This window comes from Hydrogenophaga sp., from assembly GCF_050250835.1.
GTDB lineage: Bacteria > Pseudomonadota > Gammaproteobacteria > Burkholderiales > Burkholderiaceae_C > Hydrogenophaga.
Map to the genome: position 1 here is coordinate 276,031 of NZ_JBFWNX010000001.1, position 17,344 is coordinate 293,374.

Annotated in this window: 15 protein-coding genes; 5 read left to right on the forward strand and 10 right to left on the reverse strand. The window is 66.0% G+C overall.

From position 1 onward, the window contains the following. Positions 1-191 precede the first annotated feature (191 nt). The 3 genes from AB7F11_RS01270 to gcl are packed head-to-tail and all read right to left on the reverse strand — an operon-like array spanning position 192 to position 3,705. On the reverse strand, positions 192-1,088 hold the full coding sequence (locus AB7F11_RS01270) for a 2-hydroxy-3-oxopropionate reductase (RefSeq protein ID WP_428289885.1): 897 nt from the start codon (positions 1,086-1,088) through the stop codon (positions 192-194). A gap of 12 nt (positions 1,089-1,100) precedes the next feature. Continuing rightward, positions 1,101-1,898 (reverse strand): 2-oxo-tetronate isomerase, encoded by a 798-nt coding sequence (otnI, locus tag AB7F11_RS01275; RefSeq protein ID WP_428289884.1) that lies wholly within the window; start codon positions 1,896-1,898, stop codon positions 1,101-1,103. Positions 1,899-1,917: 19 nt separating this feature from the next. Continuing rightward, positions 1,918-3,705 (reverse strand): glyoxylate carboligase, encoded by a 1,788-nt coding sequence (gene gcl, locus AB7F11_RS01280; RefSeq protein ID WP_428289883.1) that lies wholly within the window; start codon positions 3,703-3,705, stop codon positions 1,918-1,920. A 135-nt stretch (positions 3,706-3,840) separates the two neighbouring features. On the opposite strand from gcl, the gene AB7F11_RS01285 reads away from it, so the two are divergent. Together AB7F11_RS01285 and AB7F11_RS01290 are read left to right on the forward strand one after the other, a co-directional pair. Beyond that, positions 3,841-4,749, forward strand: coding sequence for a LysR family transcriptional regulator (locus tag AB7F11_RS01285; RefSeq protein ID WP_428289882.1), 909 nt, complete (start codon positions 3,841-3,843; stop codon positions 4,747-4,749). A 252-nt stretch (positions 4,750-5,001) separates the two neighbouring features. Then, positions 5,002-6,456, forward strand: coding sequence for an 8-oxoguanine deaminase (locus AB7F11_RS01290; RefSeq protein WP_428299802.1), 1,455 nt, complete (start codon positions 5,002-5,004; stop codon positions 6,454-6,456). Positions 6,457-6,507: 51 nt separating this feature from the next. Here AB7F11_RS01290 and AB7F11_RS01295 read toward each other — a convergent pair whose 3' ends face one another. After that, complete coding sequence (locus AB7F11_RS01295) at positions 6,508-7,047, reverse strand: Lrp/AsnC family transcriptional regulator (RefSeq protein WP_428289880.1); 540 nt, start codon at positions 7,045-7,047, stop codon at positions 6,508-6,510. Between the two features lie 70 nt (positions 7,048-7,117). Here AB7F11_RS01295 and AB7F11_RS01300 point away from each other — a divergent pair, with 70 nt between their 5' ends. Further along, complete coding sequence (locus tag AB7F11_RS01300; protein ID WP_428289879.1) at positions 7,118-8,074, forward strand: EamA family transporter; 957 nt, start codon at positions 7,118-7,120, stop codon at positions 8,072-8,074. Here the strand turns inward: AB7F11_RS01300 and AB7F11_RS01305 are convergent. Genes AB7F11_RS01305 through AB7F11_RS01330 form a run of 6 tightly spaced genes read right to left on the reverse strand, consistent with a single transcriptional unit; the run spans position 8,040 to position 15,372 of the window. Beyond that, the gene (locus AB7F11_RS01305) at positions 8,040-8,738 is read right to left on the reverse strand and encodes an alpha/beta hydrolase (protein WP_428289878.1); all 699 of its coding nucleotides are present in this window, start codon (positions 8,736-8,738) and stop codon (positions 8,040-8,042) included. The genes AB7F11_RS01300 and AB7F11_RS01305 overlap by 35 nt on opposite strands. Positions 8,739-8,762: 24 nt before the next feature. Further along, positions 8,763-10,064 carry a TRAP transporter large permease gene (locus AB7F11_RS01310; RefSeq protein ID WP_428289877.1) on the reverse strand — a complete coding sequence of 434 codons (1,302 nt, stop codon included), beginning with the start codon at positions 10,062-10,064 and terminating at the stop codon, positions 8,763-8,765. Further along, entirely contained in the window at positions 10,054-10,560 is a 507-nt protein-coding gene (locus AB7F11_RS01315) for a TRAP transporter small permease (protein WP_428289876.1), read from the reverse strand. The genes AB7F11_RS01310 and AB7F11_RS01315 overlap by 11 nt, the downstream gene beginning before the upstream one ends. Further along, positions 10,560-11,591, reverse strand: coding sequence for a TRAP transporter substrate-binding protein (locus AB7F11_RS01320; RefSeq protein ID WP_428289875.1), 1,032 nt, complete (start codon positions 11,589-11,591; stop codon positions 10,560-10,562). The genes AB7F11_RS01315 and AB7F11_RS01320 overlap by 1 nt, the downstream gene beginning before the upstream one ends. Before the next feature lie 52 nt (positions 11,592-11,643). Next, positions 11,644-13,221: an indolepyruvate oxidoreductase subunit beta family protein gene (locus tag AB7F11_RS01325; protein WP_428289874.1), complete on the reverse strand. Its 1,578-nt coding sequence runs from the start codon at positions 13,219-13,221 to the stop codon at positions 11,644-11,646. Positions 13,222-13,224: 3 nt separating this feature from the next. Further along, complete coding sequence (locus AB7F11_RS01330; RefSeq protein ID WP_428289873.1) at positions 13,225-15,372, reverse strand: thiamine pyrophosphate-dependent enzyme; 2,148 nt, start codon at positions 15,370-15,372, stop codon at positions 13,225-13,227. A gap of 133 nt (positions 15,373-15,505) precedes the next feature. Here AB7F11_RS01330 and AB7F11_RS01335 point away from each other — a divergent pair, with 133 nt between their 5' ends. Continuing rightward, positions 15,506-16,438: a LysR family transcriptional regulator gene (locus AB7F11_RS01335; protein WP_428289872.1), complete on the forward strand. Its 933-nt coding sequence runs from the start codon at positions 15,506-15,508 to the stop codon at positions 16,436-16,438. 13 nt (positions 16,439-16,451) lie between these two features. Beyond that, positions 16,452-17,252: a 2-keto-4-pentenoate hydratase gene (locus tag AB7F11_RS01340; protein WP_428289871.1), complete on the forward strand. Its 801-nt coding sequence runs from the start codon at positions 16,452-16,454 to the stop codon at positions 17,250-17,252. The last annotated feature ends 92 nt before the right edge of the window (positions 17,253-17,344 follow it).

Consider the following 17,344-nt stretch of genomic DNA (forward strand, 5'->3'; position numbering starts at 1 on the left):
CGACAAGCTCAGGCCCTTCGACAAGCTCAGGACGATCGGAATACGGCCCTTCGACAAGCTCAGGCCCTTCGACAAGCTCAGGACGATCGGAATACGGCCCTTCGACAGGCTCAGGCCCTTCGACAAGCTCAGGACGATCGGAATACGGCCCTTCGACAGGCTCAGGGCGAAGGGGGGGTTGCTGGGCCGGGCTACGCGATCTGGTGCTTGGCCATCAACTCGAGGCTTCGGCAAAGAGCCGAGTGATCCAGGGCGGCCATGCCGTTGGCTGCGCAGCTTTGCATCAGTTGGGCCGCACTCGCCGTGTGCGGCAGGCTCACGCCGAGTTCCTTCGCCCCTTGCAGTGCCAGGTTCAGATCTTTCTGGTGAAGCTCGATGCGGAAACCCGGGTTGAAGGTGCGCCTGACCATGCGTTCACCATGCACCTCCAGGATGCGGCTGGCCGCGAAGCCGCCCATCAGCGCCTCGCGCACCTTGGCCGGGTCGGCGCCTGCCTTGCTGGCGAACAGCAGGGCTTCGGCCACCGCCTCGATGTTGAGCGCCACGATGATCTGGTTGGCCACCTTGGTGGTCTGGCCGTCGCCGTTGCCGCCCACGAGGGTGATGTTCTTGCCCATGGATTCAAATAACGGCTTCGCGCGCTCGAAGGCGGCCTTCGTCCCACCGACCATGATGGTCAGGCTCGCGGCCCTGGCACCCACTTCCCCACCGCTGACCGGTGCATCCAGATACTCGCAGCCGAGCGCGTTGATCTTCTGCGCAAACTGCTTGGTGGCCATCGGGCTGATGGAGCTCATGTCGATCACGAGCTTGCCCGCGCTCAGGCCCCTGGCCACCCCGTTTTCGCCGAACAGCACGTCCTCCACGTGCGGCGTGTCGGGCACCATGCAGATGACGAAGTCGGCACGCCTGGCGACTTCGGTGGCGTTGGTGCAGAGGGTGGCGCCAGCCTCCGCGAAATCAGCGGGAATCTTGCCCCGGCTCGCCACGAAGAGCGTGTGTCCGGCCTTGATCAGGTTCAGCGCCATGGGCGCGCCCATGATGCCCAGGCCGATGAAGCCGACCTTGAGTCCGTTGGTGGATGTCATGCGTGTGGGTCCTTACAGCGTTTGTCCGTGCGCAGCCAGCCAGGCCAGGCCTTTGTCCGTGCCTCCCGGTCCCGCATCGCGCGGCTTGTATTCGCAGCCGATGTGGCCGGTGTATCCCAGCGCGTCGATGTGGTCGAACAGGTAGCGGTAGTGGATCTCGCCCGTGCCTGGTTCGTGGCGACCGGGCGTGTCGGCCAGTTGCATGTGGGCGATGCGCGGCAGCAGCTCCCGGATGGTGTTGGCCAGCTCGCCTTCCATGCGCTGCGCGTGGTAGATGTCGTACTGCAGGAAGAGGTTGTCCGAGCCGACTTCGTCCATGAGGTCAATGGCCTGGCGCGGCCGGTTCACGACGAAGCCGGGCATATCGAAGTGGTTGATGGGCTCGAGCAGCAGACGCACACCCTGCTGCTTCGCGGCTTGGGCTGCAAAACGCAGATTGCTCACCAGCGTGGCGCGTGCCTGGCTTTCGCTCACGCCCGAGGGCGCGATGCCGGCCATGCAGTGCAGATTCGGCGTGCCGAGGGCGGTGGCGTACTTCAGCGCCATCGTCACGTTGGCGATGAACTCCTCCTCATGGCCCGGCCAGCAAGCCCTGCCGCGTTCGCCCGCAGCCCAGTTGCCAGGCGGCATGTTGTGCAGCACCAGTTTCAGGCGGTGCTGTTTCAGGCGTTGGCCAATCTCCTCAGCCATGAAGTCGTAGGGAAACAGAAACTCCACGGCCTTGAATCCGGCGCGCGCGGCGGCTTCGAAGCGGTCCAGGAACGGCAGCTCGTTCCAGAGCATGGAGAGGTTGGCGGCGAACTTCGGCATGTCTTCGGCTCCTTGTCGTTCAATCGAGCAGTCCGACGGTCTCGAGGCCTTGTGGCGCGCGACAGTCGATCGCTTCGAACTCGTTGATCTTGTCGATCTCCGTACCCATGGCGATGTTGGTGACGCGTTCGAGTATGCATTCCACGACCACCGGCACACGGTGGTGCGCGGCCAAATGTTGCGCCTGGCGGAACGCGTCTTGCAGCTTCTCGGGATCGGTCACGCGCAAGGCCTTGCAGCCAAGGCCTTCGACCACCGCCACGTGGTCCACCCCGTAGCCGCGCAGTTCGCCGGCTTCGTCGTCCATGTTCTGGTTCTCGAAGGCGAGTTGCACGCAGTAGTCCATGTCGAAACCGCGCTGGCTCTGGCGGATGAGGCCGAGGTAAGAGTTGTTCACCAGCACATGCACATACGGCAGGCGGAACTGCGCACCCACGGCGAGTTCTTCGATCAGGAACTGGAAGTCGTAGTCGCCCGAGAGCGCCACCACGTTTTTCGCTGGATCCGAAGCGACCACGCCCAGCGCTGCCGGCAGCGTCCAGCCCAGCGGCCCGGCCTGGCCACAGTTGATCCACTGGCGCGGCCCATACACGTGCAGGAACTGCGCCCCGGCGATCTGCGAAAGGCCGATGGTGCTCACGTACACCGTGTCGCGCCCGAACACCTGGTTCATCTCTTCGTACACGCGGTGTGGCTTCATGGGAATCTGCTCGAAGTGCGTCTGGCGCAGCATGAGGCGCTTGCGCTCGGCGCAGCGGCCGGCCCAGTTGGCGTAGCTCGGCCAGTGGCCGGCAGCCTTGCGCTCGCGCGCCACCTGCACGAAGAGCTCCAGCGCAGACTTCGCGTCCGAGACGATGCCGAAGTCGGGCTCGAACACGCGGCCAATCTGCGTGGGCTCGATGTCCACGTGCACGAACTTGCGGCCTTGGGTGTAGGTCTCGACCGAGCCGGTGTGGCGGTTGGCCCAGCGGTTGCCGATGCCCAGCACGAAATCGCTGGCCAGCATCGTCGCGTTGCCATAGCGGTGGCTGGTCTGCAGGCCCACCATGCCGGCCATGAGCGGGTGGTCGTCGGGGATGGTGCCCCAGCCCATGAGCGTGGGGATCACCGGTACACCGGTGATCTCGGCGAATTCCACCAGCAGGTCGGCCGCATCGGCGTTGACGATGCCGCCTCCGGCCACGATGAGCGGCTTGGTGCTGGCCACCAGCATGTCCAGCGCCTTCTCGACCTGCTTGCGGCTGGCCTGCGGCTTGTAGACCGGCAACGGTTCGTAGGTGTCGGGATCGAACTCGATCTGCGCCATCTGCACGTCGAACGGCAGGTCGATAAGCACCGGCCCGGGGCGGCCCGAGCGCATGAGGTGAAAAGCCTGCTGGAACACGCGCGGCACCAGCGCGGGCTCACGCACCGTCACGGCCCATTTGGTCACCGGCTTGGCAATGCTCTCGATGTCCACCGCCTGGAAGTCCTCCTTGTAGAGCCGCGAGCGTGGCGCCTGGCCGGTGACGCAGAGGATGGGGATGCTGTCGGCCTGCGCGGAGTACAGGCCGGTGATCATGTCGGTGCCAGCCGGACCGCTGGTGCCGATGCACAGGCCGATGTTCCCTGCCTTGGCGCGTGTGTAGCCCTCGGCCATGTGGGATGCGGCTTCCACGTGACGCGCCAGGATGTGGGCGATGCTGCCGCGCTCGCGCATGGCGGCGTAGAAAGGATTGATGGCAGCGCCGGGCACGCCAAACGCTTGCGAGACGCCTTCCTTCTCCAGCACACAGATGGCGGCTTGCGCCGCAGTCATTCGGGCCATGTTTCGATTCCTTACCAGGTTGATGGGCTGGTGGTCATTCTGGAGAGAAGCCGCACTCTTGAGAATGCCAATGGAGGTACTTTGATTCGGTACTCCAGGTATGCAATCGTCACCCGGTCGCAGTACCATGGCGCCATGGACCGATTCAAGGAAATTGAAGCCTTCGTGATGGTGATGGAACACGGCAGCCTGGCCGCAGCCGCGCCGCACGCGGGCATCACGCCGGTGATGATGGGACGGCGCATCGACGCACTGGAACGCCGGCTGGGCACGCAGCTCATCCACCGCTCCACGCGGCGCCTGGCGCTCACTGAGCATGGAACGCGCTTCCTGGACGAGTGCCGCACGCTGCTGGCTCAGTGGTCAGCGGCCGAGGCCACGGTGTCGGCACAGAAGCACCGCGCCAGCGGTCATCTGGTGGTGTCGGCACCGGCGGCGTTCGGTCGGTTGCACGTGGCGCCACACGCCAGCGCCTTCCTCAAGGCGAATCCTGAGGTGAAGGTTTCCTTCAACCTCACCGACCGGGTGGTGGACCTGGTGCGCGAGGGCTACGACATGGGCCTGCGCATCGGTGGCGCCATCGACCCGAATTTCGTGGCCGTGCATCTGGCGACCAACCAGCGCGTGGTGTGCGGCACCCCGGCCTACTTTCGCCGGCATGGCAAGCCCAGAACGCTGGACGACCTCAAGCACCACAACTGCCTGGCCTTCAACCTGCAGGGCGGGCAGCAACGCGGCTGGTATTTCCAGCAGGACGGAAGGACCGTGACCGTTCGCGCCGAAGGCAACCTGGACTGCAACGACGGCGAGCTGCTGCACCGCTGGGTGAGTGAGGGCCTGGGCCTGGGCTGGCGGTCCACCTGGGAGATTCAGGCGCAGCTGCAGCGCGGCGAACTGGTCACCGTGCTCGACGAATTCGCCCTGCCCGCCTACGACATCCTGGCGGTGTACCCGCAACAGCGCCACCTGCCCGCCAAGGTGCGTTTCTTCATTGATCACCTGAAGAAGGTGTACGCCCGGCAGAATTACTGGCTTGGAGGTTGACTCCTCCGGTTTCCCCGACCCCAACCCCCGTTGGCCCTGAGCCCGTCGAAGGGCCGACTTCCGATTGTCCTGAGCCTGTCGAAGGGCCGACTTCCGATCATCCTGAGCCTGTCGAAGGGCCTGAGCCTGTCGAAGGGCCGTATTCCGATTGTCCTGAGCCTGTCGAAGGGCCTGAGCCTGTCGAAGGGCTCACCAATTTCTGGTCTAGGCTTCGACAGGCTCCGCCCGAACGGTATGCCAATGTGATTCAACATGAATGCAAACACCCTGCTGATCCAGAACGCCACCTGCATCGCCACCATCGACCACGCAGACCCGGCGCAAGGCCGCGAGCTGAGGGACGCCTCGATCTTCGTGCGCGGCAACCGCATTGAATGGATCGGTGCCGATGCAGACCTTGCCCCTGAACTGCGCGACGAAGCGAACGAAGTGATGGATGCGCGCGGCCACCTGGTGACGCCGGGCCTGGTGAACACGCACCACCATATGTACCAATCGCTGACCCGAGCGATTCCCGGCGTGCAGGACGCCGAACTCTTCAGCTGGCTGCGTGGCCTCTACCCCATCTGGGCCGGGCTCACGCCCGAGATGGTGCGCGTGTCCACGCAGATCGCGATGGCAGAGCTGCTGCTGAGCGGCTGTACCACCACCAGCGACCACCTCTACATCTACCCCAATGGCGTGCGACTCGAAGACAGCATCGAGGCCGCGCAGGCCATCGGCATGCGGTTCCTCGCCACGCGCGGCAGCATGAGCGTGGACGCGAGCGCGGGCGGTTTGCCACCGGACTCGGTGGTGGAGAAGGAAGACGCGATCCTGAAAGACAGCCAGCGTCTCATCGAGACCTGGCACGACGCCAGCCATGGCGCCATGCTGCAGGTGGCGCTGGCGCCCTGCTCGCCGTTTTCCGTGAGCCCCGCCTTGATGAGGGAGAGCGCCGCACTCGCGCGTTCCTTCCAGGGCCTGGGGGTGCGGCTGCACACCCACCTGGCGGAGAACGACCACGACATTGCCTACAGCCGCGAAAAGTTCAACAAGACGCCCGCGCAGTACGCGCAGGAACTCGGCTGGCTCGGCGACGACGTGTGGCACGCGCACTGCGTGAAGCTCGACGACGAAGGCATTTCCCTCTTTGCCGCCAGCCGCACCGGGGTGGCCCACTGTCCGTGCAGCAACATGCGCCTGGCCTCTGGCATCGCGCCTGTGCGCCGCATGATCAATGCGGGCGTGCCCGTCGGCCTGGGCGTTGACGGCAGCGCCAGCAACGACGGCGCGCACATGGTCAACGAAGCGCGCCAGGCCCTGCTGCTGGCGCGTGTGGGCCGCGCCTTGCAACCACCGGAAACGCGCGAGGGCAAGGCCTTCTTCGGCTGCGACCTCGGCCCGGCCGAGATGACCGCGCGCGACGCCCTGCACATCGCCACTCGCGGCGGCGCAAAGGTGCTGGGCCGTAAAGACGTGGGCCACCTCGCGCCCGGCATGTGCGCCGATCTCGCGCTGTTCGACCTGCGCACGTTCGGCTTCGCTGGCGGCGCGGTACACGACCCGGTGGCCAGCCTGCTGCTCTGCGCCAGCCCCATGGCGGCGCACACCGTGGTCAATGGCCGGGTGGTGGTGCGCGACGGGCAACTCACCACGGTGGACCTGGGCCCACTGGTGGAGCGGCACAACCGGCTGGCAATGCAGCTGGTCACCACGCCGCGGTAGGCGGCAGCCCGGCGGCTCCGGTGTGTCCGGCGCAGCGTGACTCCTCCAGAGTCACCGTGGAACCGGCTTCGCCGGGCCACTGGTGACGCCCCCCTGGGGGGGCGACGCCGAAGGCGGCGCGGGGGGGACGCCCAAGCTCAACGGTCGGTCCTCGAACTCGGTGTTGAGAACGACGGTGCTGGTGGTGCGCGCCACCCCGGGAATCGCCTTGATCTGGTAAAGCACTTCCTCCAGCGCGCGCGCATGGGTGGTCCGGATCTTGGCGAGGAAGTCGAACTCGCCGGCCACGCTGTGCAGCTCCAGCACTTCGGGCAGTTCGCGCAGGCGCGGCGCCACCTCGCGGCAGTGCACGCCGCCGTCGTTGCGGATCGCCACGAAGGCGGTGAATCGCAGGCCCACGTGGTCGGGATCCACGCTGAGCGAGAAGCGTTCGATCACACCGCGCTCGATCATCTTTTTCACGCGTTCGTGCACGGCGGCGGTGGACAGGCCCACCTCGGAGGCCACATCGGCGTAGGAACGACGGCTGTCACGGCTCAAGGCCGTAAGAATTCTGGCGTCTGTGTCATCGAGCTGAATATTTGCTTGCATGGCGGCGAAATTCTGTTCAAAATACGGAATCACGGCGATTCGCCGGAAATTATCCTACGCAAAGCCGGATATGCCATCCATTTTCAACCCCATTGCCCTGGATCGCCAAACATGGAAGCTGGGCGGAGCGCTGCTCATCGTGTATCTCGTCTGGGGCACGACCTACTTCGCGCTCGACGTGGCGATGCAGACGCTGCCTCCGCTGTTGATGAATGGCGCGCGTTTCTTGCTGGCAGGTTTGCTCATGCTGGCCATTGCGCGCTGGCAAGGCCTGGCCTGGCCGACAGCGGCGCAATGGCGTTCCAGCGCGCTCATAGGTTCGCTCATGGCCTTTGCGGCCATGGGGCTGGTGGTGCTGGCGCAAAAGTTGGGCATCGGCTCCGGGCTCATGGCCACGGTGGTGACCACCATGCCAATGTGGCTTGCGCTGTGGACGCGCTGGGGCGGCGAGCGCGTGCCGGTCACCAGCTGGATCGGTCTCGCGCTGGGCGCCACTGGCGCGGCGCTGCTGGCGCTGGAAGGCGACTTTTCCACCACGCTGGCCGGCACGCTCTGCGCGTTCGGCGCGCCGCTGGCCTGGAGCCTGGGTTCCTACGCCTCCCGCCGGCTCGACCTGCCCGCGCCAGCCATGGCATCGGCCGCGCAATGGCTGCTGGGAGGCCTGCTGGGGCTGGCGGTGGCCTGGGCCGTCGAACCCGGTTCGCACGATGTGGCCTGGACCCAGGTTTCGCTGGCCTCGGCGCTGGCCTGGCTCTACCTGGTGGTCATGGGCACCATGGTCACGCTCAACGCCTACCTGTGGTTGCTCAAGAACACCTCGGCCGCTCTGGCGGGCAGCTATTCCTTTGTGAACCCCGTGGTGGCGCTGTGCGTGGGCGTGCTGCTCGGTGGTGAGCAACTGACCGGCTGGGTGTTCGTGGCGATGCCGCTGATCCTGCTGGCGCTGGCGCTCATTCTGTATGGCAGGGATATGACGCGGCTGCTCGGCGCGCTCAGGCCAAGAGCACCCGCAGCAACCAGCCGTTGAGGTCTTCCACCTCCTCGGCGCACACCGAATGCTCCATCGGGTAGCTGTGCCAGTCCACGTCATGGCCGAGGGACTGCAGCACATCGCGCGTGGCCAGGCCACGATCCAGCACCACCATGGGGTCGTGCTCGCCGTGCGCGAGGAAGATGGGCACATCGCGGTTGGCTGCGCTGCGTTCGGCGGCCGTGGTGTCCGCCAGCGGCAGGTAGCCCGAAAGCCCCACCAGGCCAGCCAGCCGCTGCGGCGCGCGCAGGCCAGCCATGAGCGTCATGGCACAACCCTGCGAGAAGCCCATGAGCACGGTGCGATTGGCCGGCACGCCGCGCGTGGCCTCGCGGTCGAGCAAGGCCTGCACGAGCGCGCAGGACTGGCGCAGGCCGGGCTCGTCCTCCGGACGCAGCGCACCCGGCTGGCTCGGGGCCGGAAAGATGTCGTACCAGGCGCGCATGCGGTAGCCGCCATTGAGCGTGACCGGTCGCACCGGCGCACTCGGAAACACGCAGCGCACCGGGCCAATGGGGCCCAGGCCGAGCTCCTGCGCGATGGGCACGAAGTCGTTGCCGTCGGCCCCCAGGCCGTGCAGGACGATGATGGAAGCAACTGGCGTGGCGGCCGGATCGCCGCCAGTGACGAGTTCGAGGAGTTCGAGCGGGGTGGTGTTCATGGGGCGCAGCTTAACGCCTTGCCCCTACTCGATGAACCCCGGCAGCCACAATGAAATCGCGGGGAACGCGCACAGGATCAGCAGACGCACCACGTCCACCGCAATGAACGGCATGGTGCCCTTGTAGATGGCTCCCAGCGGCACATCGCGGGCGATGGAGTTGATGACGAACACGTTCATGCCCACGGGCGGGCAGATCATGCCGAAAGTCACCGCCATCACCACGATCACCCCGAACCACACCGGGTCGAAACCGAGCTGCATCATGGCCGGGAACACGATGGGCACGGTGAGCAGGATCATGGCGAGTTCGTCCATTACCGCGCCAAGAATGAGGTAACCCACCATGATGAGCGCAAGCACACCGTAGGGACCCACCGGCAGGTTCACCAGATACTCCACCGCGTTCTGCGTGAACTGCGTGATGGTGAGGAAGTAGCCGAACAGGTACGCCCCCACCACGATCATCATGATGGCCGAGGACACCCGCAAGGCCCCGATGAGCGCGGCCTTGATCTGCCGCCAGCCCAGACGCCGACGCACCACGCCAATGAGCAGTGTGCCCATGGCGCCAATGCCTGCTGCCTCCTGCACCGTGAAAAGCCCACCGTAGATGCCGCCGAGCACGAAGACGAACAGCAGCACCACCGCCCACAGCGAACGCAGTGAATCGAAACGCTCGGCCCAGCCATGGCGCTCGCCACGTGGCAGGGCATCGGGACGCAGGCGCGCCACCACCGCCACCACCGCGCTGTAGAAAACCACGGCCATGATGCCGGGGATGATGCCAGCCGCGAACAGCCTGGTGATGTCGGTCTCGGTCATGATGCCGTAGAGCACCAGGATCACCGAGGGTGGAATCATGATGCCCAACGTACCACCAGCCGCGATGAGACCGGCCGAAAAACCAGGGTTGTAGCCAGCGCGCCGCATCTCGGGCAACGCCACCTGGGTCATGGTGGCCGCTGTGGCCACCGACGATCCGTTGATGGCCGAGAAGCCGCCGCATGCCGCAATGGACGCCAGCGCCAGGCCGCCACGCCGGTGTCCGAGCCAGGCCCGGCCCGCCACGAAAAGTTCGGTGCTCATGCCCGAGTGGGAGGCGAAGGCACCCATCAGGATGAACATGGGAATGACGCTGAGGTTGTAGTCGGTCAGCACCGACAACGGCACGTTGGCCAGCAGGTTCAACGCAGGTGTGGCACTGGTGAGCAGTGCGAATCCGCCCACGCCGGCAATGCCCATCGCGATGCCGATCGGCACACGCAAGGCCATGAGGCCGAACATGGCCACGAAACCCAGCAGGGCCACCAGATCACGATCCATGGGCGGCTCCGGGTACATCGTCTTCCAGCGGATCGGGTTCTGCCGCACGTCCCCGCCAGAGCTGCCACAGGCGCACCAGTGCCAGCACCGCAGCCACCGTGGCGCCCACGGCGGCCACGCTGTAGAACCACTGCAGCGGCAACCGCAGGTCCATGGTGCCCTGGCTGCCCGTGCCGGCCACCTTGACCCACACCATACAGGCCAGCGGGATCATGAAAGCTGCCGTGATGGCGGTGGCCACCAGGTCCACGCGGCGCTGGCCGGCGGGTTTCAGGTGCTCCCACACGATGTCCACGCCAATGTGGGTTCCGTAGTAAGTGGCCAGCGCAATGCCCCAGAACATGGCAATGCCCTGAAGCATCTGCGAGCCGTCGAACCAGTCGGGGATCTGAGTGCTGAACGCGTAGCGCACCAGCACGTTGCCGGCCGTGAGCACCGCCACCAGCAGCAGCGTGAGCGCGGCCACCGTCTCGATGGCCGAGAACAGCCGTTTCATCAGTTGGAGGCCTTGCGCGCCGCCAGTTCCTTGCGCAGGTCATCCAGCGCGGCCTGCCCAGGCACGCCCGCGCCATCGGCCGCCTTCATCCACTGGCCGTACACCGGCTCCACCGCCTTCTTCCACACGTCCAGCTGTGCAGGCGAGATCGGCACGATGGTGTGACCGGCGGTCTTCTCCAGCTTGCCCTGGCCCGAGTCTTCCTCGTCGCCCCAGGCACCGCCCACCTTGCCGGCCCACTCGTTGTTGCAGTGGTCGTCGATCACCTTTTTCTGACCGGCGGCCAGCTTGTCGTACCAGGGCTTGTTCATGACCCAGACGAAGTCCGAGGTGTAGAGGCGCATGTCGCTGTGGAACTTCACGGCCTTGTCGATGCCGAAGGTGACGATGGAATTCCACGGGAAGGTGATGGCATCGGCCAGTCCCTTTTCCAGCGCATCGCGCGACTCGGGGGCAGACACCTGCACGTTGGTCGCGCCCAGCAGCGACATGGTCTGCGCCACGGTGCCATTGGCCGAGCGGATCTTCATGCCCTTGAGCTGACCCGGTTCGGTGATGGGCTTCTTGGAGTGGAAGGTGCCCACGTGCACGTGCGCGAAGCAGAACTTCACATCCTTCATCTCGGCGGCGGCGTACTTGCGGTACCACTGGTCGAGCGCTGCAGAGCCCGGTCCGGGCTTGGCAATCAGGAACGGCAGTTCACCGGCGGCGACGATGGGAAAGCGGCCGGCCTGGTAGCCGGGGTTGACCCAGGTCATCTCCGCGATGCCGTCGCGCGCCATATCGTAGTGATCTGCGGCTTTGCCAAGCTGTTGTGCAGGAAACAAGGCCACCTTGATCGAACCCCTGGACGCCGCTTCGACCGATTTGGCCCAGGGCTCGAAGCCCAGTCTGGCCAGCGGATGCGAGGCCGGCAACCAGTGCGCGAACTTCATCTCGACCGGCTTGTCCTGCGCCTGGGCGCCGAGCGCACCCAGCAACAGAGTGGCGACGGCGACGGAACGCAGGGCGGGTTGGAAAGCTTTTTTCATGTCTGTCTCCTGGTTGAGGTTTTCTTCAAGGGCATTCGCAGGCGGCGTTCGCTCATGCGGCGGGGGTGAGGGGTTTGCCGCGTCTGGGCCGATCCGCCCAGAACATGGTTTGTGTGCCGCCAGCGTCAGGCCGTTGCCCACTGTTGAGCTTGCCTTCTGGATCGGCCAGCGTGGCCTTGAGCGCTTCGCGCAGCGCATTCGCGGCCGTCGATGCATCCAGTTCGGACGTGAGCGATGGCGCGACATGCTGGGCCCAGAGGCGCGCATAGTTCAGCCGCCCACGCGCCTGCGTTTCTCCATAGCCCTTGAGCACCTGAGGCAGTCCGGCGAGCGCCAGCGCCAGCGGCGGTGACTGAGGCAGCACCTGGCGCATGGCCGCGAGCCAGACGGCCAGGGTTTCGTGCTCCTGGGCGTAGCGAAGCGAGCGAGGGCGCAGTGGACGAAGGCGGGCCAGGCTGCGCAGCAGGAGATACCCCCAAAGGCTGGTGGAGCGGATGTGCATGCCCACGTGCGCCTTGCCGAGCCAGCCGCGCCGACGTGCCAGCTTCATGAGGCCTTCGCCCAGCGCGCGCGGCAGCACGGCAGCGACTTCGTCAATACCCGGCTTGAAGTGCTCCGTCACGCGCACGATGTCGCCCTTTTTCGCCTGCGCTTCGCTGGCCACGCGCGCATACCGGTTGCGTCGCGTCTTGAGGTCGGCCACGCGGATCACGTCTTCAAAACACATCCACAGCGCGAGCTGGCGAACGCCCTCTTCCAGCGCATCGCTGGCGGATGGCGTCGATGCGTCGACCAGCGCCTGCACATGGTCGAAAAAGGCGGTGGCGTAGGCATCATTCTGGTAGTCGCGGCAGCGCAGCGCACCGTGCGCGGCAAGCGTCTGCACGGCAGGCGGCCAGCCCTGCAGGCGCGCGGCCCAGGCTTGCTGCACGTGGGCTGGAAGTCTGGCCTCGCTCAGAACCTGTCGCGCGTCGCCTGCCACTTCCGGAATCACCGCGGTGGGCTGTTGCGCCTCGTCGTGGGCCGCAGAGAACCCGGCCAGGCTCGCCTGCACGCCCTTGCCCGACGCGCGAATCACGTCCTCACACACCTCGCGTGGCCAGGGCAGCACGCCTGCGCCAGCGAGGGCGCCAAACATCACGGCGGAGATCACGGTGCCGGCCTTCACGGTCACGGCCTCCATGTCGAACAGCACGGCACGTTGCGCCAGCGCCTGCGCCGCACCGACCAGACGCTTCGCGTCCTGCCGACCATCGGCCATGTGCATCTTCTCCAGCGTCGTATAGACGCGGTGGGTCGAAGCGAGCAGCGTGGTGCGGTGGGTGACAAATCCGCGCTCGATCATGCGCGCAGCTTCCAGAAGTTCGCTGGCTACCACCACGTCCACACGGCCCGCCACCGGCGTGAGGCCAAAGACAGGCCGTGTGCCATCCGCCAGTGGCGCGCGCAACAGCTCGATGTAGTAGCTGGTGGCACCGGTGCGCTGCGCCACGCCGGGCACGGAAGTGGCCTGCACCGGCAAACCCTGGTTGCGGGCGCACTGCACCAGCCAGTCGGCCAGCACGCCGCCACCCTCGCCGCCGAGTGCGGCAATCAGGATGCCGAAGGCATTGTCTTGTGAAGTCGTCATGGCTCAGGCCGGCTGCAGCAGGCCGATGAAGAAGCGGTTGAAACGGTCGGTGAGACGGTCCCACCAGTTCGGATGGGTGACGATCTCGATCTTGTGGAAGGATGGGCAGAGTACGGCCGCATCGGCCACCTCGCCGCACAGGCCGCAACCCACGCAACCATTGGTGACGTGTGCCACCGGCTCGCGGCGCAGCGGGTCGCTGGAGGGTTTCACGGTCAACGTGGGGCAGCCCGAGAGCCGGATGCAGGAGTGGTCACCGGTGCAGGTGTCCTCGTCCACACCGTAGCGTGTGCGCACGCTGCGCAGACCTTCCTTCAACCGCCGCGCGCGAATGGGCTTGAGGCGGCGCTGGCGCTCCAGCTGGCATTCGCCCTCGGCGATCACCACCTTCAGTCCCATGAAGGGCGAGTTCACCGCGTCCTTGAGCAGGTCGCGCACCTGGGACACGCGGTAGTTGTGCACCGTCTTCACCCACTTCACGCCCATGCCCTTGAGCGTGTTCTCGATCGTCATCTCGTTGGCTGTGGCACTCGATCCTTCGGCCACACGTTTGGCTTCGGACAGGGGCGAGGACATGGTCTCCTGAGTGCCCGTGGCCGAGGTGTAGCCGTTCTTCATGATCACCAGCACCCCGTCGCCCTGATTGAGCAAGGTCGAACTCACGCCCGAGAGCAGCCCGTTGTGCCAGAAGCCGCCGTCGCCCATGATGGCGATGGGCCGCCTGGCGGAAAAGTTCTTCACTGCCGCGCTCGATGCCATGCTCATGCCGTAGCCGAGGATGGAATTGCCGAAAGAGAACGGCTCGAAGGTGGCAAAGGAATGGCAGCCGATGTCGGTGGAGATGTGCAGTTTGCCCACGTCGCGCTCGACCAGCTTGAGCGCCGCGAACACCGGGCGCTCGGGGCAACCGGTGCAGAAGTTTGGCGGGCGCGGGGGCACCTGGCCACCCAGTTCGGTGAGTGCGCGCTGCTTCACCGCGGCCAGCTCGGTGCTGAATCCCCGTGCGACCGAGGTGTCCACCTGCGGCAGATGCTCGCCGACGAATGCGGTGATGCCCTGGACGAGGATCTCGGCCGTGTATTCGCCGCCCATGGGCAGCAGGTCCTTGCCGTGCAGACGGGTCTGCAGGTCAGCGCGACGCAGCTGCGTGGCGATGTCCTGTTCGATGAACTCGGGTTGGCCTTCCTCGATCACCAGCACCGCACGCTTGCCTGCACAGAACGCCGCGATCTGTTCAGGCACCAGCGGGTAGACGACGTTGAGCACCAGCAGCGGCAGGTCGGTGCGACCACGGGCATCGGCCAGTCCGACCTGCTGCAAAGCGCGTATGGTGGTGTTGTACAGGCCACCCTGGACGATCAGACCGACCTCCGCATGTTTGCCATCGAACAGCTCGTTGAGCCCGGCATCGGCAATGAACTTTCGCGCCGCCGGCATGCGCACTTCGTATTTTTGCTTCTCGTGCCGGAAGGTGGACGGCGGGTGCGAGAGGCGGTCGTAGCTGAACGAGGCCGCTTCCTGCTGCAGCAGGCGGCTGGAGATGGCGGGCGCAATGTTGTCGCTGGCCACGAAGCTACCCTGCACGTGGCACGCGCGGATGCGCAGCTCCATCATCACGGGCGTGTTCGAGGCCTCGGAAAGCTCGAAAGACTTCTCGACCATGCGCACGATCGTGGGCAGGTTCGGACGCGGATCCATGAGCCACAGGGCCGACTTCATCGCAAAGGCGTGCGTGCGTTCCTGGATCACGCTGGCGCCTTCACCGTAATCTTCACCCACCACGATGAGCGCCCCGCCCAGCACGCCGGGCGAAGCCAGGTTGGAGAGCGCGTCGGACGCCACGTTGGTGCCGACCACCGACTTCCAGGTCACCGCACCGCGCACCGGGTACATGATGGACGCGGCCAGCATCGCTGCCGCAGAACTCTCGTTGGTGCAGGCTTCCACATGCACGCCGAGTTCGTCCATGTAGGGTTTGGCCTGCACCATCACGTCAAGCAGGTGCGAGATCGGCGAGCCCTGGTAGCCTCCCACGTAGGTCACCCCCGATTGCAACAACGCCTTGGTCACGGCCAGGATGCCTTCACCCTGGAAGGTCTCGCCGTGGCCGAGCTTCAGCGCCTCGATTTCGCTTTGAAATGAACGTTCCAAACGGGGGTCTCCTGTCTTTGTGATCGGGAATTTAAGGGGCCGCCCACCATCTGACCAATGGATTGATCGGATGTGGCACATTCACGATGTCAATAATCCGGGTGAACCCTTAGGCCTCGACCACTCCCTCCAGATGAACTTCAGGCAACTCGATCTGAACCTCCTGCGTGTGCTCGTCGCGATCCACCGAAGTGGCTCCGTCACGGCCGCCGGCAAGGCCCTGGCACTCTCGCAGCCAGCCACCAGCAATGCACTGGCGCGCCTGCGTGAGTACTTCCAGGACGACCTGTTCGTGCGTGCTCCTGGCGGGCTCAAGCCCACCCGCCTGTGCGAACGCCTGGCGCCCGAGGTGCAGGCGCAACTGCAATTGCTGGAAAGCGCCGTGATGGTGCGCGACCGGTTCGACCCTGCGCACACGGAAATGCGCTGGCGCCTGTCGCTGTCGGATCTGGGCGAGATCATGTTCCTGCCGGAGCTGGCCGCCACGTTGCGCCAGCAGGCGCCCCAGGCGCACCTGACCAACGTCTCGGTGGCGGCCGAAGACGTCCCTGCCGCGCTCGAATCGCGCGACATCGACTTCGCCATCGGCATCCTGCAGCCGCGCCATCGAGGTGTGCGCTCCGACCTGCTGTTCCGCGAGCACTACGTGGCGCTGACCTCGACCAGCTGGCGGCCCGCCTCGGGCAAGGTGGGCCGCACTCTGAGCGCGCGCCAGCTCGCCGAAGCCTCGCTTGTGGTGGCCTCGCCCACCGCCACCTTCCATGGCAGCGTGGAGAAAATGTTGCTGCGCATGAAGCTGTCCGAACGCATCGTGCTGCGCGCCCGCCACTTCGGCGCCCTGCCCGATCTCGCGCTCAGCACCGACCTGCTCACCATCGTGCCGCAGATGTACGCGGCCAACCTGGGCCAGCGCCGCGATCTGCGCGTGTGGGAACTGCCGCGCGCGGCTGCACCGAGCTACGAGGTGCGGCTGGTCTGGCACGAGAGCACCGCACGCGATCCCGCGCACCAGTGGATCCGCGCCCAGGTGCATCGGCTGTTCGGGCGTGCGAAAGGCGCCACCTAAATATGATGCGGGCATGACCCCCCAATCCCTGCTCGACCACCAGGACCAGGGCCGCCTCTGGGCCGCGCCGCTCTCCACCGACGCCGGCTTCGGACTCGACGCCGCGTACGCCCGCCAGCTGGAGGTGAGGCAACTGCGCATGGCTCGCGGCGAGCAGCCACGCGGCTTCAAGGTGGGCTTCACCAACCGCAACATCTGGCCACGCTACAACGTTTTTGCACCCATCTGGGGCAGCGTTTGGGACACCACGCTCACGTATTGCGAAGGCGAAGGCACCGTTTCACTGGCCCGCACCTGCCAGCCACGCCTGGAGCCCGAGACCGTTTTCGGCATGAACGCCACTCCCGCGCCCGGCGCCACCCTGGAACAACTCTTCGACGCCATCGACTGGGTGGCCCCCGGGTTCGAGGTGGTGCAGTCGCACCTGCCGGACTGGAAGTTCCTGCCAGCCGATACCGTGGCCGATGGCGCCCTGCATGCGCGCCTGCTGGTGGGCCGGCGCACACCGGTGCGCGCCCTGGCAGACCATGCGCTCAAGCTGGATGCGCTGCTCGCCAGCGCCCAGGTCGCGCTGCAGAAAAACGGCGAAACCATGGAACGCGGCCAGGGCGCCAACGTGCTCGACAGCCCTCTGCGTGCCTTGCTCGACTTCCTCAACACCCTGCGCACCTGCCCCGGCGCGCCCGACCTGCGAGCGGGCGACGTGGTCACCACCGGCACCTGGACCGACGCCTGGCCGGTGCAACCGGGCGAACAGTGGTCGGCGCACTTCACGCCACCTCTGAACCGCCTGACGGTGCGATTCACGGACTGAGCTGCCGTCGGGCCTTGCAGGTAAACCCCTCTAAACAGCCCGGTCTGCCCGGGGTAGATTCTCTCCTTCGCATTCCAAAAGGAGACATCCCC

What these genes read in the sequence shown, in the direction of transcription:
- gcl (WP_428289883.1), bottom strand. Translation starts at nt 3,705, where the DNA reads ATGGCCCGAATGACTGCGGCGCAAGCCGCCATCTGTGTGCTGGAGAAG.
- AB7F11_RS01300 (WP_428289879.1), top strand. Translation starts at nt 7,118, where the DNA reads ATGCCATCCATTTTCAACCCCATTGCCCTGGATCGCCAAACATGGAAG.
- AB7F11_RS01335 (WP_428289872.1), top strand. Translation starts at nt 15,506, where the DNA reads ATGAACTTCAGGCAACTCGATCTGAACCTCCTGCGTGTGCTCGTCGCG.
- AB7F11_RS01270 (WP_428289885.1), bottom strand. Translation starts at nt 1,088, where the DNA reads ATGACATCCACCAACGGACTCAAGGTCGGCTTCATCGGCCTGGGCATC.
- AB7F11_RS01325 (WP_428289874.1), bottom strand. Translation starts at nt 13,221, where the DNA reads ATGACGACTTCACAAGACAATGCCTTCGGCATCCTGATTGCCGCACTC.
- AB7F11_RS01305 (WP_428289878.1), bottom strand. Translation starts at nt 8,738, where the DNA reads ATGAACACCACCCCGCTCGAACTCCTCGAACTCGTCACTGGCGGCGAT.
- AB7F11_RS01285 (WP_428289882.1), top strand. Translation starts at nt 3,841, where the DNA reads ATGGACCGATTCAAGGAAATTGAAGCCTTCGTGATGGTGATGGAACAC.
- AB7F11_RS01295 (WP_428289880.1), bottom strand. Translation starts at nt 7,047, where the DNA reads ATGCAAGCAAATATTCAGCTCGATGACACAGACGCCAGAATTCTTACG.
- AB7F11_RS01315 (WP_428289876.1), bottom strand. Translation starts at nt 10,560, where the DNA reads ATGAAACGGCTGTTCTCGGCCATCGAGACGGTGGCCGCGCTCACGCTG.
- AB7F11_RS01310 (WP_428289877.1), bottom strand. Translation starts at nt 10,064, where the DNA reads ATGGATCGTGATCTGGTGGCCCTGCTGGGTTTCGTGGCCATGTTCGGC.
- AB7F11_RS01340 (WP_428289871.1), top strand. Translation starts at nt 16,452, where the DNA reads ATGACCCCCCAATCCCTGCTCGACCACCAGGACCAGGGCCGCCTCTGG.
- otnI (WP_428289884.1), bottom strand. Translation starts at nt 1,898, where the DNA reads ATGCCGAAGTTCGCCGCCAACCTCTCCATGCTCTGGAACGAGCTGCCG.
- AB7F11_RS01320 (WP_428289875.1), bottom strand. Translation starts at nt 11,591, where the DNA reads ATGAAAAAAGCTTTCCAACCCGCCCTGCGTTCCGTCGCCGTCGCCACT.
- AB7F11_RS01290 (WP_428299802.1), top strand. Translation starts at nt 5,002, where the DNA reads ATGAATGCAAACACCCTGCTGATCCAGAACGCCACCTGCATCGCCACC.